The sequence below is a fragment of the Streptomyces sp. NPDC002057 genome (genome assembly GCF_040296665.1).
Classification (GTDB): Bacteria; Actinomycetota; Actinomycetes; order Streptomycetales; family Streptomycetaceae; genus Streptomyces.
The window spans coordinates 193,253-212,847 of record NZ_JBEOXR010000009.1 but is presented as its reverse complement, the minus strand read 5'-3'; the positions used below and the strand labels follow the sequence as shown (position 1 = coordinate 212,847).

Below are 19,595 nucleotides of genomic sequence, written 5' to 3'. Positions count from 1 at the left end.
GCTGGATCCGCTGTTCCCGGTGGAGCGGTTGAACGGTGTGCTGGGTCAGGTGGCGCCGGCGGCGCTCATCACCCAGACGCACCTTCCGAGGCTGAGTACGGACGCGGTCGTCGTCGATCTGACGGCCGAGATCGCCGAGGTCAGCGGGTTGTCGGGCGCGGCCGTGGACACGTCCGGATCTCCGGAGTCGGTGGCGTGTGTGATGTTCACGTCGGGTTCGACGGGTCTGCCGAAGGGTGTGATGGCTTCGCACCGGGCGCTGGCGGCGACGTTCGTGGGTCCGGACTATCTGGCCTTCGGTCCGCAGCAGACGTTCCTGCAGTGCTCGCCGGTGTCATGGGACGCGTTCGCCCTTGAGGTGTTCGGCCCGCTGCTGCACGGCGGCGTGTGTGTCCTGCAGCCCGGTCAGCACACCGACCCGCATCTCATCTCCGAGCTGGTCGAGCAGCACCAGGTGACCACGCTCCAGATGTCCGCGAGCCTCTTCAACCACATGCTCGACGAGCACCCGCAGACCTTCTCCCACCTCAAGGAGGCGATGACCGCCGGCGAAGCGGCGTCCCCGGCCCACACGGCCCGGGCGCTGGTCCGGCACCCCCGGCTGCACCTCCTCAACGGTTATGGTCCGGCGGAGAGCATGGGTTTCACGACGGCGTTCGTGATCGAGCCGGGTGCGGCGGCCGGTGCGGTGAGCATCCCGGTCGGCGGTCCGCTGGCCGGCAAGCACGCCTACGTCCTGGACGCGAGCCTGGAGCTGGTGCCTCCGGGTGTGCCGGGGGAGCTGTATGTCGCCGGGCATGGTCTGGCGCACGGCTACATCGGTCAGCAGGCGTTGACGGCGGACCGGTTCGTGGCGGACCCGCACGGTCCCGCAGGTTCGCGGATGTACCGCACGGGCGACCTGGCCCGGTGGAACAAGCAGGGCGCCCTTGAGTACCTCGGGCGGGGTGACGAGCAGATCAAGCTGCGCGGGTTCCGCATCGAGCCCGGTGAGATCGAGGCGGCGGTCCTCGCCCACCCGGCCGTCATCCAGGCCGCCGCGGTGGTACGGGAGGACCGGCCCGGCGACAAGCGGCTGGTCGCCTACGCGGTCGGTGCGGTGACGCCCGAGGACCTGCGGCGGCACGTCACCGCACGCCTGCCCGAACACCTCGTGCCCTCCGCGTTCGTCGTCCTCGACGAGCTCCCCCGTACGGTCAACGGCAAGCTCGACCGTCGTGCCCTGCCCGCCCCCGACGACAGCACCCGTTCCGAAGGCGGACGCGCCCCGCGCAACCCCGCCGAGGAGATCCTCTGCGGACTCTTCGCCGACACCCTCGGCCTCGACACCGTCACCATCGACGACAACTTCTTCCACCGCGGCGGACACTCCCTCCGCGCCACCCTCCTGATCAGCCGCATCCGCGCCGTCTGGAACACCCGCACCACCATCAGCGACCTGTTCCGGAGCCCCACCCCGGCCCTCCTCGCCGAGCACATCGCGGCGGGCGGCGGGGGAGACCCCCTCGGAACCGTGCTGCCCATCCGGGCCGTCACGGAGACGAACTCCGGCGAACCGCCCCTGTTCTGCGTCCACGCCGTGTCCGGGATGAGCTGGGGGTACGCGGGGCTGCTGCCCCACCTCGACCAGGACCGGCCGGTCATCGCGCTCCAGTCCCGCAGGCTCGGCGGCTCCCACGACGCCCCCTCCTCCATCGAGGAGATGGCCGACGACTACCTCGCCGAGATCCGCAGGATCCAGCCGCAGGGCCCGTACCACCTGCTCGGCTGGTCCTTCGGCGGCATGGTCGCGCACGCCGTCGCGGCCCGTCTCGAAGCGGCCGGGGAAGAGGTCGCCCTGCTGGCCCTCCTCGACTCCTATCCGCTGCCCGACGGCTTCAGCGCCCCGGAGATCGACGGCCGGCACGTACTGACCGCCCTGCTCGGCTCCCTCGGCGAGACCGTGCCCGTGCGCTGCGCGGACACGGCCCCGGACATCGCCGAACTCGCCGAGGCGCTGCGCCGGTCGGACCCGGTGCTCGGCGCCCTCGAACACGCCCAGGCGGCGGCCGTCGTGGAGGCCACCCTCGACAACCTGCGGATGCGCTACCGCTACGTGCCGGACGTCCGGTTCGGCGGAGACGCGGTGTTCTTCGACGCCACCGGCACGCCGGCTCCCCTGTCCGGCGCCGAGGCCTGGGCGCCGTACGTGGCGGGCCGCGTCGAGGAGTTCGCCGTCGACTGCGAGCACGCCCGGATGACGGAGGCGGAGCCCCTGCGGGCGATCGGCCGGGTCCTGGCCCGCAGGCTGCGGCCCGCGCGTATCTGACCGGCATCCGATCCGCAGCGGCTCAGATCCCTGCCCGATCCCTACCCGTTCCTATCGGATCCGCGTCCGATTCCCATCCGATCCGATCCCAGTCGATCCCAACCGATCCCATCCGCTCCGAAGGAGCGACCCCGGGGCCCGTACGGCAGCGTGACCGCCGTACGGGCCCCGGCCTGTCCCTGCTCGGTTCCCCCGGCGCCCGCGCCGACCGGCGCGCCCCGCGCGGAACTGCCCGCATACTGCCGCCCGACCAGCCGGATCCGTCCCCCCGCGCTGCCTAGCGTGAGGGTGTCCGCACGATCGGCCACGCCTTGTGAGTGGTGCGGCCGGCCCTCAGAGGAAGTCAAGGACATGGTGGATCATTCCGGTTGGCGGGTCGGCGTCGCCTCGGCCCCCATACATCACGGCGAAATTCTCCAGGGCGTCTTTCCGCACCAGGGCCAGCTCACCCGGGGACTGGTCACCCTGCCCTGCACCGTCCACACCACCCGGGCCTCGTTCATCCCCGCGCGGGGCGAGGAGCTGACCGTCTCCCCGGTCTGGAAGTCCAAGGCACGGCGGGCCGCCCAGCTCACCGCCGAGGCCTGCGTCCCGCCCGGGGAGGGACCGGTCGGCGGGCATCTCGAACTCACCGGCGACGTCCCGCTCTGCCGTGGCTTCGGCTCGTCCACGAGCGACGTCCTGGCCGCGGTCTGGGCCGTACAGGACGCCCTGGTGTGCCCCCTGCCGCCGGAGGAGGTCGCCCGTATCGCGGTGAAGGCCGAGACGGCGTCCGACTCGCTGATGTTCAACGAGAGTTCGGTCCTCTTCGCCCAGCGCGAGGGCAAGGTCATCGAGGACTTCGGGTACCGCATGCCGGCCGTACGGGTCCTCGGGTTCGGCTCGCGGCCCGAGAACGAGGGCAAGGGCATCGACACACTGGCCTTCCCGCCCGCCGAGTACGGCGGCGCGGAACTCGAACTCTTCGCCGAACTCCAGGTCATGCTGCGCGAGGCCATCCACACCAAGGACGTCGCCCTCATCGGGGCAGTCGCCACCGCCAGTACCGACATCAACCAGCGGCACCTGCCCATCCCGCGCCTCGACTCCCTGCGCGCCATCGTGCGGGAGACCGGCGGCCTCGGCATCCAGGCCGCGCACAGCGGCGACATCGCGGGGCTCCTCTTCGACCGCGACGACCCCGAGGTCGAGGCCCGTACCGAGCACGCCCAGCGACTGCTGCACAACATCGGCATCCACGAGCAGTGGATCTTCACGACGGGTGACTGACATGACTACGACCACGATCGCGGGCGCCGTCAAGCTGCACGACTCGGTGGTGGACGCCACCGAACTGCCCCGCATCATCCAGGTGACCGACAACCTCTACGCGGCGGCGTTCAGCCTGATGAAGCTGCTGCCGGCGCGGTTCATCATCGACCGGGCCGAGGCCGCCGGCGTGCTGCGGCCCGGCAGCCGCGTCATCGAGACCTCCTCCGGCACCTTCGCGCTCGGCCTGGCGATGGTCTGCCGCCTGCGCGGCTACGACCTGACCATCGTCGGCGACTCCGCCATCGACCGCGACCTGCGCAACCGCCTGGAGATGCTGGGCGCCACCGTCGAGATCGTCGAGTACGCCGGCCAGAGCGGCGGCATCCAGGGCGCCCGCCTCGCCCGCGTCGAGGAACTGCGCCGGCTCCACCCGGACAGCTTCGTGCCCGGCCAGTACGACAACCCGGACAACCCCGGTGCCTACGCGGTGGTCGCCGACCTCATCGGGGAGACCGTCGGCTCCGTGGACTGCCTGGTCGGACCGGTCGGCTCCGGCGGCTCCACCGGCGGCCTCGCCGCCGCCCTGCGCCCCGCCGACCCGGCGCTGCACCTCGTCGGCGTGGACACCCACGGCTCGATCATCTTCGGCACGCCCGACGGCTCGCGCACCCTGCGCGGCCTCGGCAGCAGCATCCACCCGGGGAACGTGCGCCACAGCGCCTACGACGAGGTGCACTGGGTCACCGCCCCCGAGGCCTTCCACGCCACCCACGAACTCTTCCGCAACCACGGCCTGTTCATGGGCCCCACCAGCGGCGCCTCCTTCCAGGTCGCCTCCTGGTGGGCCGCGCGCAACCCCGACAGCAAGGTCGTCATGGTGCTGCCCGACGAGGGCTACCGCTACCAGTCCACCGTCTACCACGCCGAGTGGCTGCGCGAGCAGGGCATCGAGCCGGCCCCCACCGTCGGCGGCCCGGTCACCGTCGACCACCCGCTGGACGCCCCGTCCACGTGGACCCGCCTGGTGTGGGCCCGCCGCGGCTTCGACGACGTGATGACGCCCGAGGTCCACGCCCTCGACGGCGTGACGACGCCGGAGGCCCAGTCATGAGCACCCCCCTGCTGCTGCTCGTCGAGTCCAACACCACCGGCACGGGACGCCAGTTCGCCCAGCGGGCCCGCGGGCTCGGGACCGAACCCGTCCTGCTGAGCGCGGACCCCGCCCGCTATCCGTACGCCGCCGAGGACGGGCTGCGCACCGTCGTCGTGGACACCGCCGACGACGAGGCGCTCCGGGCCGCCGTCACCACCCTGGCGGCCGGTGCGCCGGTCGCCGGAGTGCTCTCCAGCTCCGAGTACTACGTCGCCACGGCAGCCGGCCTCGCCCGGCGCCTCGGACTGCCGGGGCCGTCCGCCGACGCCGTCCGCGCCTGCCGCGACAAGGCCCTGCAGCGCCGCACCCTGACCGAGGCGGGAGTGCCCGTGCCCCGCTTCTCGGTGGCCGGCTCCGTCGCCGAGGCGATCGCCGCGGCCCAGTGGCTCGGCGGCCCGGTCGTCGTCAAGCCCGTCCAGGGGTCGGGGAGTCTGGGCGTACGCCTCTGCCGCGACCGGGATGAGGTCGCCGAGCACGCCGGGAGCCTGCTGGCCGCCACCGTCAACGAACGCGGGCTGACCACGCCCGGCGTGGTGCTCGTCGAGCAGTACCTGACCGGGCGGGAGTTCTCCGTGGAGGTCTTCGGCGAGGACGTCGTCACCACGGTCGCCAAGCACGTCGGCGCGCCGCCGGTCTTCGTCGAGACCGGACACGACGTGCCCGCCGTCCTGCCCGCCGAGCGGTCCGCCTCCCTCGTCGACAGCGCCGTGCACGCGGTCAAGGCCCTCGGCCTCGGCTGGGGCGCCGCCCACGTCGAGCTGCGGCTCGACGGCGACGTCGCCCGCGTCATCGAGGTCAACCCGCGGCTCGCGGGCGGCATGATCCCGGAGCTCGTCCGCCGGGCCCTCGGCGTCGACCTGGTCGGCGCCCAGGTTCGGGCCGCGCTCGGCGCGCCCGTCGACCTCACCGGGACACCGGACGCCGTCGGCGCGGCCTCGATCCGCTTCCTCACCGCCGGCGACGACAGCGTCCTCACGCACGTGGTCACCGCCGAGTCCGCGGCCCGCGCGGTGCCCGGCGTCGTCGACGCGTCCTTCTACCGCCCGGCCGGAACCCCGGTCGCCCCGGCCGAGGACTTCCGGGGACGGGTGGGGCACGTGATCGCGGCCGGCACCGATCCGGGGGAGACGGCCGAGGTGGCCGGAACCGCCCTCACGCTCGGACTGGCCACCGCCCTGGTGCCCGCGGCCGCGCGGGCGGCGGTGCCGGCATGAGCGGCCCGCAGCAGACGGAGTCCCGGCCCGAAGCCCCCGCCGGGACGTCGCACGAGATCCCGGCCGGGGCCTCCGCCGGGGCATCGGCCGGGCTACCCGCCGAGCCCTCCGCCGAAGCCCCCGCCGGCGTCCACACCGGGCGTCTGCGCACCGGGCTCGACCCGCGGGCCCACCGCATCGTCTACGACCAGTACCGGACGGACGACGGCGACCCCATCGGCGACGAACTGCGGCTGATCAGCGAGGTGGACCGGGCCCACCTGGTGATGCTCGCCGAGCGCGGCATCGTCGACGCGTCCCGCGCCGGGGCCCTCCTGGAGACCGTCGACGCCCTGCGCGCCGAGGACTTCGCCCCCGTCCGCTCCCGCCCCATGCCCCGCGGCCTCTACCTGGCCTACGAGGGCTGGCTGGTCGACCGGCTCGGCCAGGAGACCGGCGGCGTGCTGCACACCGGGCGCTCCCGCAACGACCTCAACGCCACCACTGTACGACTGAGGGTGCGCGGCCCCTACGGCGAGCTCCTCGACGAGGTGGCCGAGCTGGCACGGGTGCTCCTGGACCGGGCGGAGGCGTACCAGGACGTCGTCATGCCCGCCTACACCCACGGCCAGCCCGCCGTGCCCATCAGCTACGGCCACTACCTGACCGGGATCGCCGGCGCCGTGCTGCGGTCGCTGGAGGGACTGCTCGACGCCGGTCGGGAGATCGACGTCAACCCGCTCGGCGCGGGAGCCGTCGGCGGCACCTCCGTGCCCGTCGACCCGGCCCGTACCGCCGACCTCCTCGGCTTCACCGCCGCCGTGCCCAACTCGGTCGACGCCGTCGCCTCCCGCGACTTCGTGCTGCGCATGCTGTCCGCAGCCGCCGTCCTCGGCGTCCTCATGGCCCGGGTGGCCCGCGACCTGACCTGGTGGACCACGGAGGAGTTCGGGCTCCTGCGGATGGCCGACGACCTGGTCGGCTCCAGCTCGATGATGCCGCAGAAGCGCAACCCCTTCCTCCTGGAGCACATCCAGGGCCGCTCGACGGCCGCCCTCGCCGGCTTCACCGGCGCCGCCGCCGCCATGTCCACCGCCGGCTACACCAACGCCATCGCCGTCGGCACCGAGGCCGCCCGCCACCTCTGGCCCGGCCTGGCCGACACCACCCGGGCGGTGACCCTGCTCCGGCTCGTCGTCGACGGGGCGGAACCCGAACGCGACCGGATGCGCGACCGCGCCCGGGAGGGCTTCACCTCGGCGACCTACCTCGCCGAACGCCTCGTCGTCGACGGCATGCCCTTCCGCACCGCCCACCACCTCGTCGGCGAGACCGTCCTCACCGCCCTGGACGGCGGCACACCCCTGTCCGAGGCGGCCCGTTCCCAGCCCGACGTGGCAGCGGCCGCCGCCGGATACCCGGCCGACTGGCTTGACCCGGAGACCGTGGCCGCCGCGTGCGCCCACGGCGGTGGCCCCGGCGGCACCGCGACGGCCGGGGCCCTCGCCCGGGCCCGCGCCGAACTCGCCCTGCTCACCGCCGAGTCGGCCGCCCGGCGGGCCCGCTGGTCCGAGGCCGCCGAGCGGCTGTCCGCCGAGGCCGCCAAGGTGGTGGCGGCCGGATGAACACGCGGCGCGGGGACGGGCTGCTGAGGCAGCGCGACTTCCGGCTGCTGTGGGCGGGGGAGACCACCAGCCGCTTCGGCAGCAACATCACGGGCGTCGCCATGCCCCTCGTCGCGGTGGTCACCCTGGACGCGAGCACCTTCTGGGTGAGCGCCCTGGCCGCCGCCGCCTGGCTCCCCTGGCTCCTCCTCGGGCTGCCGGCCGGCGCCTGGGTGGACCGCCTTGCGCGCAAGCCGCTCATGGTGGCCTGCAACCTCGGCTCGCTGCTGCTCCTGCTCAGCGTGCCGGCCGCCGCCTGGCTGGACGTGCTGACCATGACCCAACTGGTCGTGGTGTCCCTGCTGACCGGGCTCGCCAACGTCTTCTTCTCCATCGCCTACCGGGTCTACGTGCCGTTCGTCGTCCCCCGGAAACACCTCACCGAGGCGAACGCCAAGCTCCAGGGCAGCGAATCGGCGGCGCAGCTCGCCGGGCTCGGCGGCGGCGGCGTCCTGGCCGGCGCGTTCGGAGCGGTCAACGGCCTCCTCGCCGACGCCGCGACCTTCCTGGTCTCCACGCTGTGCCTGCTCGGCATCCGCGCGAAGGAGCCGCCGCCGAAGCGACCCGAGCGGCCCACGACGCTCCGCAAGGACGTGGCGGTGGGCCTGCGGCACACCGTGCGCGACCCCTACCTGCGCGTCCTGACCACCTACGGCACCGTCACCAACCTGCTGCTCACCGGCTACCAGGCCATCCTGACCGTGTTCCTCGTGCGCGAACTCCACGTCGGCGAGGTCGCGGTGGGGTGGCTGCTCGCGGGCAGCAGCGTGGGCGGACTGCTCGGCGCCGTCGTCGCCACCCCCGTGGCCCGACGCTTCGGCACCGCGCGCGGGATGCTGCTCTGCAAGTTCGCCACCGCCCCCTTCGGACTGCTCATCCCGCTCGCCGAACCGGGCTGGCGGGTCGTGCTGCTGCCCGTCGGCGGAGCCGTCCTCGCCCTCGGCGTGGTCTCCGCCAACGTCATCCAGGGCACGTTCCGCCAGCAGTACTGCCCGCCGCACCTGCTCGGCCGGATCACCGCTACCGTGTCGGTCGCCAACTTCGGCGCCATTCCGATCGGTTCGCTCCTCGGCGGTGTGCTCGGCGGCGTGCTCGGACTGCGGCCCGCGCTCTGGCTGCTCACCGGCGGCCTCGCGGTCAGCTCCGCACTGCTGCTCGCGGGCCCCCTGCGCGCCCGCCGCGACCTGCCGACCGAACCTCCCGCCGAGCCGACCGAACCGCCCACCGAGCCGACCGAACCGCCCACCGGGACGGCCGAAGCCTCCACCGAGCCGGCCCCGCCGGCCCCCGAGCCACCGCAGCCACCCGTGCCCTCCGAGGAGCCCGCCGCGTCCGAGCGGCGGGCCGCTCGGCACACCGTTCCCGAACGGGGCTGATCCGTCCCGACGGCCACCCGCGCCCGCGCATCCGTCATCGAACAGGACGTCATCGAACAGGAGGGGCCCCGTGAGTGATCCCAGAAGCGGCTACCGGAGTTCCGCGAGCGGCCTGCTGCTGCCCGCGCACCCACCGGGCGGTCCGCCGCCCGCGCCACCCCCCGGCGCCCTGCCGCTGCTTGCCCCCGGGCCGCCGCCGCGCGCCCTGCCGCGGCCGGGCTCCCTCGACCTGTGGCTGCTCAGGGTCTCCGACGCCCGGGGCACCGGGCTCGACACGGGAGTCCTGGACGCCTCGGAACGGGAGCGCGCCGCGGGAATGGCGTACGCGGAGGACCGGGTCCGCTTCACCGCCGCCCATCTGGCGCTGCGCCGACTGCTCGGCGCGTACCTCGACATGCTGCCGCAGGACATCCGCTACGGCCGGGAGACCTGCCCGTGCTGCGGCGGCCCGCACGGGCGGCCGACCGTCCTGGGCGCCCGGCGGGGACTGCACTTCTCGCTCTCCCACCGCGGCGACCTCGTCCTCGTGGGGACGGCGGTGGTGCCCATCGGCGTCGACGTCGACCTGGTCGCCGATCCGGGGGGCGCCGCGGAGCTCGCCACCATGCTGCACCCCGCCGAGCAGCGCGAGATCGCGGCGCTGCCGCCCCCGCGCCGCCCCAGGGCGCTGGCCCGGCTGTGGACCCGCAAGGAGGCCTACCTCAAGGGTCTCGGGACCGGTCTCGGCCGTGACCCGGCGGCCGACTACGTGGGCTCGGGCAGCCCCGACGGAGCGGAGCCACCCGAGGGCTGGACCCTGCTCGACATCCCCGTCGACCGCGGCTACGCGGCGGCGGTGGCCGTCCGGGGCGAGCTCACGACGCCCTCGCCCCGGGTGAACCGGATGTCGGAGCGGGACATCCGGGGAGACCCGCCCCGGCGCGAGTGAGACGGGGAGACCCGCCCCGGCGCGAGTGATGCGCGGAGACCCGCCCCGGCGCGGGTGAGGGAGACCGTCCCGGCGCACAGGGAGACGGGCCGGATGTACGCGGAAGGTCCCCGGACGGTTCGTCCGGGGACCTTCCGCGTATCGGGACCGGGGACTCAGCCCGCCACCGCGATCCACTCGTCGAGCTGTTCCTGCGTGGTGGCCGGGTCGGCCACGAGTTCGGCCAGCTCGTCGTCGGCGCGGTGGAGGGTCGAGACCGCGGGGCAGCGCACGCACGCGGCGACCCCGGTCTGCTTCCACCACTGGCACCGCGCCCTGAGGTGACACCGTGGGACGTTGCCGTCCTCCTGCGCGGCGGGCCGGGACAGCACCCGCTCGACGAGCGTGCAGTCGTCGCCCCTGCGGTTGAGACAGTCGCTCACACAGTGCGAGGCGAAGCGCAGGAGGCGCCGCGGTTCGATGCCCTCCGGCACCTCTCCGAGCACCTCGGCCGCCGGCACGGGATCGGCCAGGTAGACCACGCGCCCGTCCTGCCCGGACCGTACGCCCAGGACGACGGACTCGGGCGCGTGCGCGTCTCCGCTGGGGCACCAGGTCTGCGAGGAGGTCGCCTCGCCCACGGTGGTCACCCCGGCCTCAGCAGTCGACCGAGCGGGAGCCGGCGAGGCCCGTGATCCGACCGCCGACGCTCTGGCTCAGCGCGTCGGCCCCGGTCGGCTCCTCCTGGGCGGCGGCGAGCCTGATGCCGTCCTTGAGCTGCGCGACCGAGGTGATGCGCTCGTTCTTCTCGGCCGCCGACGCGCTGGCCGTACCGGCGCCGGTGACGACGAGCCCGGCGGCCAGCAGCGCCGCGGCACCGGCCGCGGCCACCTTACGGGTCGGGTTCTCCATGGCGTACTCCTCTGTCTCCTGGTGATGGGAGCTGCGAGCGTAGGCGCGTGGAGAGCCGTGAACGGCAGGTGGCGGCGGCAGCCGACCGGCGGTTTCCTGGCGGGATTCCGCCTCTCGGACGGCCGGTTCGGGTCAGGGCTCCGAGGGCGGGGCCGTCGGGAGCAGCGCCTCGGCCAGCCGGCCGAGGCCGGCGGCGTCGACGGGCGCCGTCCCCGTGAGGGTGCCGACGAGGGCCTGCGCGAGGACGGTCGCCGTACCGATCCGGGCATCCTCCCGTTCGTCCCCGGTGACCTTCCCGATCACCGCGTCCCGCACGGCCGGTGAGATGTCGGAGCCGCCGAACAGGTCGGGGAACGACAGCGCCGTCATGCAGACGCCCACGTTCGCGGAGAGGATCGACTGCCCCGCGAGCTCCGGAGCCATCCGGAGGCGTCCGGCGTCACGGCAGCGCTCGACGGCCTTCAGGAGGATCGCCTGCGCCTCCTTGATGGCCCCCGGCCTGGCGTCGCCGGTCGGCGTGAACATCAGGCGGTAGAGGTACGGGTTGCGGAGCGCGAACGCGACGTGGCTGTCCCACGCGGTCCGCAGGTCCGCCACTGGGTCGTCGGTGAGCGGGTTGCGCCGCTTCTCGGCGAGGAAGCGGGCGAAGCCGAGGTCGGCGACCGCCGTGAGCAGACCCTGCTTGTCGCCGAACTGGCGGTAGATCTCGGGCATGCCGACCTTGGCGCGGTCGCAGATGGCGCGGGTCGAGATCGCCAGCGCGTCCTTGGTGGCGAGAAGTTCCTCGGTGGCTTCCAGGATGCGCTCTCGTGCCGTCGACATGGCTCCCACGATAACAGCGCTAACACCCCGGACCTGGGGAATCCCATGACTTTGTAAGCGATGCTTACGAACTGTGTTAGCGTTGCAAACGTCTTGGGGGACGGCCGCTCCCGAGCCGCTGTCCGACCCTTCGCAACGAGAGAGCTGGTGTTCCCCCATGAACCGTCCGACGTTCCGTCGCGCGGCCCCAGGCGTCGTCGCGGCCGCCGTGGGCGTGACCCTCCTCGCCGGCTGCGCCGGCGAGGCCACGGGCCGGGACGAGAGCCCCGACCCCGCCGCGGAACCCGCCGCGTTCACCGCCACCCACGTCGGCGGGCCGACCACGATCCTGGAGGTCGGCGGCCTGCGCGTCCTGCTCGACCCCACGTTCGACGCGCCGAGGAAGTACAGGAGCGGCCTGGAGAAGATCCAGGCACCCGCCTTCGGCACCGACGGGCTGGGCAGGATCGACGCCGTCCTGCTCTCGCACGACCAGCACGACGACAACCTCGACGACGCGGGCCGCGCGCTGCTCGACGAGGTGCCCGTCGTGCTCTCCACGCCCGGCGCGCGCAAACGCCTCGGGGACCACGTCACCGCCCTGAGGAGCTGGGACTCCCAGGAGCTGAGGACCGCCGGCGGCACCGTCAGGGTCACCGCCGTACCCGCCCTGCACGGCCCCGACGGAGTGGACCGCGGCGCGGACGGCGAGGTCACCGGCTTCGTCCTGAGCGGCAAGGGCGTCCCCACCACGTACATCTCCGGTGACAACGCCTCCGTCACGGTCGCCGGGCAGGTCGGCGACCGGATCAGGAAGGAGATCGGTCCCGTCGACACGGCCGTCCTCTTCGCCGGCGCCGCCCGCACCCCCGCGATCCTCGACAACGCGCCGCTGACCCTGACCTCGAAGAACGCGGCGCTCGTGGCGAAGCGCCTCGACCCGCGCAAGGTCGTCCCGGTCCACACCGACAGCTGGAACATCTACTCCGAGGACATGGGCTCCCTCGTGCAGGCCTTCCGCGACCAGGGCATCGAGTCCAAGCTCGTCGACCTCGCGCCGGACGGCACCCCGAAGAACCTCTCGTAGGGGCCCCTTCCGCGAGAGCCCCGCCCGTCAGTACTTCCCCTTCCCCGTCCTCTTCCCCGTCCTCGAAAGGATCCGCCATGACCGCCTCCACCACCCTCCGTGATGTGATCGGCCTTCCCCAGGAGCTGCCGCGGCTGGGCGAGTCGGCCCTGATCATGATCGACTTCCAGAACACCTACCGCACCGGTGTCATGCGGCTCGACGGCGCGGAGCGGGCCGTCGCCGCCGGGGCGCGTCTGCTCGCCGCCGCCCGCGCCGCGGGTGCCCCCGTCGTCCACGTCGTCAACGACGGCGGCGAGGGCACCCCGTACGACATCCGGGCCGAGATCGGCGCGATCAGTGCCGAGGTCGCCCCGGTCGAGGGCGAGAAGGTCGTCGTCAAGCAGGTCCCCGACGCCTTCCACGGCACGGACCTGGAGGAGACCCTGAAGGACCTCGGGGTCTCCGGCGACCTGGTCATCGCCGGGTTCATGACGCACATGTGCGTCCTCTTCACCGCGCAGGGCGCCTTCAACCGCGGCTACCGACCCACCGTGGTCGCCGAGGCCACCGCGACCCGTCCCCTGGAGGGCCCGGACGGCGCCGTCCTGCCGTCGGACGCCCTGCAGACGGCGAGCCTGACGACGGTCACGGACCTGTTCGGCACGGTGGCCCGTACGGTCGACGAGCTCGTCGCCCCGACACCGGCGGGCTGACCCGCGGGCGGCGGCCGGCCACCCGCCCCGCCGACCCCGGGAGTTCACCCGAGGTGTGCCGGAACACCGCCTGATGATGGGTTACGGGTCGTCCGACTCGGCGGTAATGGCGGTCGGCCCGTGACGCCTCACCCGGGCTTCCCCGTTCCGTACGCCCCTGGAGGACGTGTGCCACCCGCCGCCGAGACCCTGCCGGCCGAGGTCGACGGCGAGGACGGGGCGGGTGGCGCCCCGCTCCGTCCCGGCACACCGCGGCGCGGCCCGCGCTCCCCGGCCGTCGCCGGTCCGCTCGCCGCCGCCCTGCTCACCGCCACGCTGCTCGCCCTCGCCACCCGGCTCTCCCGCAGCTACCCCTTCGGGCCGGTGACCAGGAACATCGTCGACCTGGGCCAGCAGTACCTGCCGTTCCACGCCTACTGGCGCTCGTTCCTCCTCGGCGAGACGCACGGCGACGCCTTCCTCAACTGGAACTCCGGCTTCGGCTCCAACTTCCTCGGCGACATCGGCACCTATCTGAGCAGCCCCTTCGACCTGCTCGTCGTGGCCTTCCCGGCCGACCGCGTCGAACTCGCCCTGTACGTCGTCACCGCCGTCAAGATCAGCGCGGCCGGAGCCGCGATGGCGCTCCTGCTCCTGCGGCTGCGCCCCGGCCCCTGGCCGGTCGCCGCCGTGCTCGGCACCGCGTACGCCCTCTCCGGCTGGACCTTCAACTTCGGCGCCACCGTCCCCATGTGGCTCGACGGGCTCGTCGCCTTCCCGCTGCTCTGCCTCGTCGGGGAGTGGGCCCGCACCGGGCGCCGCCCCGTCCTCGGCCCCCTGGTCGTCGCCCTGGCCTGGATCGCCAACTTCTACACGGCGTACATGGCCACCCTCGGCGCCGCCGTCGTCCTCCTCGTCCGGCTCCTCACCGCGGAGGAGACGGCCACCGCCCGGCAGCGCCTCGCCGGGGCGCTGCGCGCCGCGCGGGGCGTCCTCATCGGCATCGGTCTCGCCGCACCGCTCGTCGTGGTGGTCTTCCTGGCCACCAAGGTCGCCGACCCCACCCCCGAGACCACCTTCGCGCCCGCGGCCTGGGCCGACGTCCTCGCCCGGTTCCTGCCCGCCACCGCGAGCGTGGCCAGCCCCGCCCTCTTCGTCGGCACGCCCGCGCTCGCCCTGGCCCTCACCCTGCCGTTCAACCGGGCCGTCGCCCCGCGCGTCCGGGCCGGCCTGTCGGCCGCGATCGTCCTGGTGACCCTCTCCCTCCAGTGGGAGCCGACCCATCTGCTCTGGCACGCCGGAGCCTCGCCGAACGGCGCTCCGTACCGTCAGACCTTCGTCCTGTGCGGGCTGCTGCTCGTCGCCGCCTGGTTCTCGGCGGCCGGGGGCGTGCCGCGACCGGCCGCGCTGCTCGCGGGCGGCGCGCTGCTCGCGGTCCTGGCGTGGGGGGCTTCGGGGAGCGTGGACATCGACGGATGGACCTATCCGGCCTTCGGCGTGGCCGCGGCCCTCGGGCTCGCCGCCGTCCTCCTCGCCCTGCTGAACGACCGCCGGAACACCGCACGCGGAACGTCCCCTTCGGGTACGCGGCCCCTCACGCGCGGAGCGTCCCCCGCGGCTACGCCCCTCGGAACCTCCCCTTCGGGTGCGCCCTCCCTCCCGGGCGTACGGCCCACCTCGCGCGCGCTCTCCGTCCGCACCGCGCGCGTCCTGCCCGTCCTGGCCGTGGTCCTCCTCGTCGCCGCGCAGGCGGGCGAGGCGGTCGTCACGGGGAAGCGGATCGAGGAGCAGCAGCGCGCCAAGGTCTCCTGGTCCCCCCGGATCGGCCCCTGGCACACCTCCGTGGCCGACGAGGCGGCCCGCGCGGACGCCTGGCCCCGCCACCGTACGGACCCCGGAGAGGTCCCCGGCGGCAACGACGTCCTGATCGTGGGCGGACAGGGCGCCGACTACTACAGCAGCCTCACCGCCGAGGTCACCTCCGGCACCCTGTCCTCCCTGGGCTTCGGCCACTACGCTAAGGGCCGGCACCCGGTCACCCTCGACAACCCGGTGACCGACGCCCTCTTCTCCATCGGCACCCGCATCCGCTCGCGGCCCACGGAGCCGGTACGCCAGGACGCCCTGCCCCGGGCCACGGTCTCCGTCACCACGACCCCCGTACCGCCCCTGGTCACCGTCCGTCCGGCGCGGCGGCCGGCCACCCACCCCGGGGACTCCGCCTTCGCCCTCCAGGAACGGCTGCTCGGCGCCGACGTGTACGAGCTGCCGGCCGTCTCCCGTACCGGACGGACCCTCACCGCCCGCTGCCCGGCGGGCTCCCAGGTTTGGTTCTGGGCCCCCGAGTACCGGGGCGCGGCCGCCCTCGCGGGGGAGCGGCCGGTGGACTTCGAGGGCAGACCGCCCGCCGTCCGCGCCCCCATGCGGAGCCTCGGCACCGCGCCCGCCGCCGGGGACGTACGGATCGAGCTGACCCCCGGGGGAAAGCTCAGGCTGCCCGCCCAGCCGCTCGGCTGCCTGCTGCCCGCCCGGCTCGACTCCGCCGTCCGGCAGCTGACCGCCACCGGTGCCACCGAGGTGCGCGCCACCGGACACACCGTCACGGCCGAACTCCCCCCGGGCAGCACGGGGACCGCCGTGCTCGCCGCGCCCCGCATCTCCGGCTGGCGCTGCGCCGCGGGTGACGCGGAACTCCGCCCCGCGCGCGCCCATCACGGCCTCGTCGCCGTTCCGCTCGACGGCCGGGCGCAGACCGTCACGTGCTCCTTCCGCCCCCCGGGCCTCAAGCTCGGCGGCGCGGTCGGCCTGGCCGCGCTCCTCGCCCTGATCGCGACGGCGACTTTCCACGGGAGACGACAAGAGTTCACCCGGAGTGCACGCGCGGATCGTTCACCCGGAAAAGCGGAGGGTTAACGTACCCGCCGTAGCGGCGTTTAATTGTTCGATTCAGTGTGGGGATTCCGCGTGCCGAAACTGTCCGTCGTCGTACCGTTCCACAATGTCGGGGCATACGCGCCCGACACCCTGCGCAGTCTCGCGAACAACGCGGATCCGGAATTCGAGTTCCTGCTGATCGACGACTGCTCGACCGACGACACCCCGGAAATCCTCGACCGCTGGCGGGACCGTCTGCCGAACGCCACCGTCATCCGGCACGAGACGAACCGCGGCGTCGCCCAGGCGCGCAACACGGGAATCGACGCGGCACGCGGCGACTACCTCACCTTCCTCGACGGGGACGACTGGTACGCGCCCGGCCACCTGAGCGCCACCGTGGCCGGAATCGAACGGCTGGGCTGCGATTTCGCCCGCACCGACCACGTCCTCTCGGAGGGCCGGAAGCGGCAGATCCGATACGCCCCCGCCAAACGCCGCGACACGGTGATGGACCCCCGCGACGGAATCTCGCCCGCCAGCATGGTGACGATGGTGGACTATCCGTTCGTCCCCTTCGGCATTTACGGAGCCGGTCTCTTCGAGAACGGCGCCTCGCGTTTCGAGACCTCGCTGAGAACGGCCGAGGACCGGCTCTGGATCTGGCGGCTCCACCTCAAGGCCCGCACCTTCGCCGCGCTTTCCCTGCACGGGGTCTTCTACCGGCGGGGCGTCACCACCTCGCTCACCCAGATCACCGACAACCGCCAGCTGGACTTCATCCCGTCGTACGACCTGCTGCTGGACGACATCTCCCGGGACCCGGAGGCGGACCGCTTCCTCCCGAAGGCGGTCCGCACCTACTGCGCGATGATCGCCTTCCACATGGGCAAGGTCGACACGTACGAGCCCGCCGTCGCCGGACGACTCCGCGCCGACGTCGCCGACGCCCTGCACCGGATGCCGCAGCAGGTCCTCGACGAGACCCTCGCCACCATGGACACCCCCCGCAGCACCCTCCTCCGGAGCCTGCGCGACACCGTAAGGACCGCCTGACCCATGGCCCCCGCCCCCGACAAGGCCCCGGCCCCCGCCCCCGCCGAGCGGGCACCGGCGTACGACCCGGCCACCGACGGCCGCCCGGTCCAGATCTTCCAGGTGTCCACCCTGTACGGCGCGGCCACCCTCGCGGCCTCCCTGGACGCCGGACAGTTCGGCCGCCGCGAGGACGCCCGCAGACTCCTGCTGATCTCGCACAACGCCGAGATCCCGGAGACCGCGCTGCGCCTGGAGACCATGACCGGCTACGGGCGGATCGCCGCCCGCTTCGACGCCACCCTCGACTGGAACGAGACGATCCACCCGTACCACCCCGCCACCTGGGCCCCCCGCCCCGAAGAGGCACCCCTCTGGCAGCGCGTGCTGCGCACCGCCTGGGACCTCGGCACCGCCCCGGTCGAGCTGATCGTCGAATCCATCCAGGTCAACCCCGCCAAGGCACTCGCCGGCGCCTTCCCCGAGAGCGCCGTCCACGTCTACGCGGACGGCCTCATGAGCTACGGCCCGACCCGCAACGACCTCGCGCAGTCCCTCGCCTGCCGCATCCGGCGCGTCCTCCACCTCGACCTGGTGCCGGGCCTGCGGCCACTCCTCCTGAGCGAGTACGGGGTCGAGCCCGAACTCGTCCCCGACGGCGCCTTCCGCGCGGTCCTCGCCGAGATCGCCGAGGAGGCGGCCGCCGACCCGGCCGTCGCGCGCGCGGCCGCCGCCGGGCCCACGGCCCTCCTGCTCGGCCAGTACCTCGCCGCCCTCTCCCTCCTCACCGCCGAGGAGGAGGAGGAACTGCACGTACGGATGCTGCGCGGAGCGGCGGCGGCCGGCCACCGCTCGATCGTCTTCAAGCCGCACCCGACCGCGCCCCCCAGCTACTCCCTGGCCCTCCAGGAGGAGGCGGAACGGTCCGGCGTACGGCTCACCGTCCTCGACGGACCCCTGCTCGCCGAGACCTTCTACGAACGGTGCGCGCCCCGGCTCGTCGTCGGCTGCTTCTCCACGGCGATGCTCACCGCCGCCGTCTACTACGGCATCCCGGTCGCACGGGTGGGCACGGCCGAGGTCCTCGAACGGCTCACCCCCTTCGAGAACAGCAACCGCGTCCCGCTCACCGTCGTCGACCACCTGGTCGCGGACCTGGAAGGCGGCGAGGAGCCCGCGGTCCCCGGACCGGCACCGGAGTCGCTCACCCCGCTCGTCCGCGCCGTCGGCTACTGCATGCGGCACAAGAGCCACCCGGGGATGCGCGAGGAGACCACGCGCTTCCTCGCCGCGCACCACGCCGACCCGGACGTCGCGCACCACTTCTCCGCCGAACGGCTGACCCAGCTCGGCCTGCCGGGCGGCACCGCGACCTCCGGCAGGAGCGGCGGCGCCGGGTGGATCAGGACGCGGATCAGGACGGGGCGGACCTGACCAGGGTGAAGACCGCGCCCTCCGGGTCCGCCACCAGGGCGAGCCGCCCCGCCGTGGCGTCGCGCGGCGGTTGCAGCACCTGACCGCCGAGCTGCAGGACGAGCCGGGCGGCCGCGTCGGTGTCGGCGACCTCGAAGTACGTCATCCAGTGCGGGCCCCGGTCCCGGGGCAGCGCGTTGCCGACGCCGTGCAGGGACGCCACCGGCCGCCCGTCCACCAGGAGCGTCGCGTAGTCGTGGTCGGCGGACACGACCGGCTCCACCTCGTACCCGAAGACCGACCGGTAGAACTTGCCGACCGAGGACGTCTCGTACGTGATGAGCTCGTTCCACACCGAGGTCCCGGGCGGTCCGGCCGTCGCCGTCCCGTGGTGCGCCGCGGCCTCCCAGACGCCGAAGACCGCGCCCACCGGGTCGGAACAGATCGCGAGCCGGCCGGCCTCGCCCGCGTCCAGCGGTCCCACCGCCACGGTGCCGCCGCAGCCGCGGATGCCCTCGGCCGTCTCGTCGGCGTCGACGGTGGCCAGGTACGGCGTCCAGGCGATGGGCAGGTGCTGGTCGGGCGGCAGCTGGCCGATGCCCGCCACCTCCCTGCCGTCGAGCAGCGCGCGCACGTACGGCCCGAGCTGCTGCGGTCCCGGCACGAACTCCCACTCGAAGAGCGCGTTGTAGAACTCCTGCGTGGCGTCAAGCCCGTGCACCATCAGGCTCACCCAACAGGGTGCGCCGGGTGTGTGCCGAGTCGCCTCGGTCATCGTGACTCTCTCCTCGGACCATCGTCGTGGCCGTGCCCCGGCTCCGATGGTGTCACCGAAGGGGGCGCGGCGCGCCCCGGTCGCACCAAAGAGTGGCGCGATCCCGCCGCGCTGACGCGGGAGGACGCCTGGTGACGTCCCCGCGCCCGTGCGGCTGCGCGAGGATGGCACC

General features: G+C 73.7%; 16 protein-coding genes. 12 read left to right on the top strand and 4 right to left on the bottom strand.

Going from position 1 to position 19,595, the window contains the following annotated elements; translation table 11 throughout:
• From ABT129_RS10910 to ABT129_RS10880, 7 genes are all read left to right on the top strand, one after another.
• Nucleotides 1–2,308, top strand: a 2,308-nt coding sequence (locus ABT129_RS10910; protein WP_351899345.1) for an amino acid adenylation domain-containing protein, incomplete at its 5' end; no start/stop codon positions are given.
• A 351-nt stretch (nt 2,309–2,659) separates the two neighbouring features.
• Nucleotides 2,660–3,577 carry a GHMP family kinase ATP-binding protein gene (locus ABT129_RS10905; protein WP_351899343.1) on the top strand — a complete coding sequence of 306 codons (918 nt, stop codon included), beginning with the start codon at nt 2,660–2,662 and terminating at the stop codon, nt 3,575–3,577.
• Nucleotide 3,578: 1 nt separating this feature from the next.
• Nucleotides 3,579–4,670 (top strand): PLP-dependent cysteine synthase family protein, encoded by a 1,092-nt coding sequence (locus tag ABT129_RS10900; RefSeq protein ID WP_351899341.1) that lies wholly within the window; start codon nt 3,579–3,581, stop codon nt 4,668–4,670.
• Nucleotides 4,667–5,926 carry an ATP-grasp domain-containing protein gene (locus tag ABT129_RS10895; protein ID WP_351899339.1) on the top strand — a complete coding sequence of 420 codons (1,260 nt, stop codon included), beginning with the start codon at nt 4,667–4,669 and terminating at the stop codon, nt 5,924–5,926. Before ABT129_RS10900 ends, ABT129_RS10895 begins: the two co-directional genes overlap by 4 nt.
• Nucleotides 5,923–7,530: an argininosuccinate lyase gene (gene argH / locus ABT129_RS10890; protein ID WP_351899337.1), complete on the top strand. Its 1,608-nt coding sequence runs from the start codon at nt 5,923–5,925 to the stop codon at nt 7,528–7,530. The genes ABT129_RS10895 and argH overlap by 4 nt, the downstream gene beginning before the upstream one ends.
• On the top strand, nt 7,527–8,945 hold the full coding sequence (locus ABT129_RS10885) for an MFS transporter (RefSeq protein ID WP_351899335.1): 1,419 nt from the start codon (nt 7,527–7,529) through the stop codon (nt 8,943–8,945). Before argH ends, ABT129_RS10885 begins: the two co-directional genes overlap by 4 nt.
• A gap of 70 nt (nt 8,946–9,015) precedes the next feature.
• Nucleotides 9,016–9,873 carry a 4'-phosphopantetheinyl transferase family protein gene (locus ABT129_RS10880; protein ID WP_351899333.1) on the top strand — a complete coding sequence of 286 codons (858 nt, stop codon included), beginning with the start codon at nt 9,016–9,018 and terminating at the stop codon, nt 9,871–9,873.
• Between the two features lie 155 nt (nt 9,874–10,028).
• On the opposite strand, the gene ABT129_RS10875 is transcribed toward ABT129_RS10880, so the two are convergent.
• From ABT129_RS10875 to ABT129_RS10865, 3 genes are all read right to left on the bottom strand, one after another.
• Nucleotides 10,029–10,493 carry a hypothetical protein gene (locus ABT129_RS10875; RefSeq protein WP_351899332.1) on the bottom strand — a complete coding sequence of 155 codons (465 nt, stop codon included), beginning with the start codon at nt 10,491–10,493 and terminating at the stop codon, nt 10,029–10,031.
• Between the two features lie 16 nt (nt 10,494–10,509).
• Nucleotides 10,510–10,764, bottom strand: a complete 255-nt coding sequence (locus tag ABT129_RS10870; RefSeq protein ID WP_351899330.1) for a hypothetical protein — start codon at nt 10,762–10,764, stop codon at nt 10,510–10,512.
• A 132-nt stretch (nt 10,765–10,896) separates the two neighbouring features.
• Entirely contained in the window at nt 10,897–11,586 is a 690-nt protein-coding gene (locus tag ABT129_RS10865) for a TetR/AcrR family transcriptional regulator (protein ID WP_351899328.1), read from the bottom strand.
• Between the two features lie 157 nt (nt 11,587–11,743).
• Between ABT129_RS10865 and ABT129_RS10860 the strand changes: the two genes are divergently transcribed.
• The 5 genes from ABT129_RS10860 (at nt 11,744) to ABT129_RS10840 (ending at nt 18,669) form a co-directional block, all read left to right on the top strand.
• Complete coding sequence (locus tag ABT129_RS10860; protein ID WP_351899326.1) at nt 11,744–12,652, top strand: MBL fold metallo-hydrolase; 909 nt, start codon at nt 11,744–11,746, stop codon at nt 12,650–12,652.
• A gap of 77 nt (nt 12,653–12,729) precedes the next feature.
• Nucleotides 12,730–13,347 carry an isochorismatase family protein gene (locus ABT129_RS10855; RefSeq protein WP_351899323.1) on the top strand — a complete coding sequence of 206 codons (618 nt, stop codon included), beginning with the start codon at nt 12,730–12,732 and terminating at the stop codon, nt 13,345–13,347.
• Between the two features lie 168 nt (nt 13,348–13,515).
• The gene (locus ABT129_RS10850) at nt 13,516–16,239 is read left to right on the top strand and encodes a YfhO family protein (RefSeq protein WP_351899322.1); all 2,724 of its coding nucleotides are present in this window, start codon (nt 13,516–13,518) and stop codon (nt 16,237–16,239) included.
• A gap of 51 nt (nt 16,240–16,290) precedes the next feature.
• Complete coding sequence (locus ABT129_RS10845) at nt 16,291–17,256, top strand: glycosyltransferase family 2 protein (RefSeq protein ID WP_351899319.1); 966 nt, start codon at nt 16,291–16,293, stop codon at nt 17,254–17,256.
• Between the two features lie 3 nt (nt 17,257–17,259).
• Entirely contained in the window at nt 17,260–18,669 is a 1,410-nt protein-coding gene (locus ABT129_RS10840; RefSeq protein WP_351899317.1) for a polysialyltransferase family glycosyltransferase, read from the top strand.
• Here the strand turns inward: ABT129_RS10840 and ABT129_RS10835 are convergent.
• Nucleotides 18,650–19,423 carry a VOC family protein gene (locus ABT129_RS10835; RefSeq protein ID WP_351899314.1) on the bottom strand — a complete coding sequence of 258 codons (774 nt, stop codon included), beginning with the start codon at nt 19,421–19,423 and terminating at the stop codon, nt 18,650–18,652. The two genes, ABT129_RS10840 and ABT129_RS10835, sit on opposite strands and share 20 nt — an antisense overlap.
• Nucleotides 19,424–19,595: the final 172 nt, after the last annotated feature.

What these genes read in the sequence shown, in the direction of transcription:
- ABT129_RS10900 (WP_351899341.1), top strand. Translation starts at nt 3,579, where the DNA reads ATGACTACGACCACGATCGCGGGCGCCGTCAAGCTGCACGACTCGGTG.
- ABT129_RS10895 (WP_351899339.1), top strand. Translation starts at nt 4,667, where the DNA reads ATGAGCACCCCCCTGCTGCTGCTCGTCGAGTCCAACACCACCGGCACG.
- ABT129_RS10905 (WP_351899343.1), top strand. Translation starts at nt 2,660, where the DNA reads ATGGTGGATCATTCCGGTTGGCGGGTCGGCGTCGCCTCGGCCCCCATA.
- argH (WP_351899337.1), top strand. Translation starts at nt 5,923, where the DNA reads ATGAGCGGCCCGCAGCAGACGGAGTCCCGGCCCGAAGCCCCCGCCGGG.
- ABT129_RS10885 (WP_351899335.1), top strand. Translation starts at nt 7,527, where the DNA reads ATGAACACGCGGCGCGGGGACGGGCTGCTGAGGCAGCGCGACTTCCGG.
- ABT129_RS10855 (WP_351899323.1), top strand. Translation starts at nt 12,730, where the DNA reads ATGACCGCCTCCACCACCCTCCGTGATGTGATCGGCCTTCCCCAGGAG.
- ABT129_RS10840 (WP_351899317.1), top strand. Translation starts at nt 17,260, where the DNA reads ATGGCCCCCGCCCCCGACAAGGCCCCGGCCCCCGCCCCCGCCGAGCGG.
- ABT129_RS10835 (WP_351899314.1), bottom strand. Translation starts at nt 19,423, where the DNA reads ATGACCGAGGCGACTCGGCACACACCCGGCGCACCCTGTTGGGTGAGC.
- ABT129_RS10865 (WP_351899328.1), bottom strand. Translation starts at nt 11,586, where the DNA reads ATGTCGACGGCACGAGAGCGCATCCTGGAAGCCACCGAGGAACTTCTC.
- ABT129_RS10870 (WP_351899330.1), bottom strand. Translation starts at nt 10,764, where the DNA reads ATGGAGAACCCGACCCGTAAGGTGGCCGCGGCCGGTGCCGCGGCGCTG.
- ABT129_RS10860 (WP_351899326.1), top strand. Translation starts at nt 11,744, where the DNA reads ATGAACCGTCCGACGTTCCGTCGCGCGGCCCCAGGCGTCGTCGCGGCC.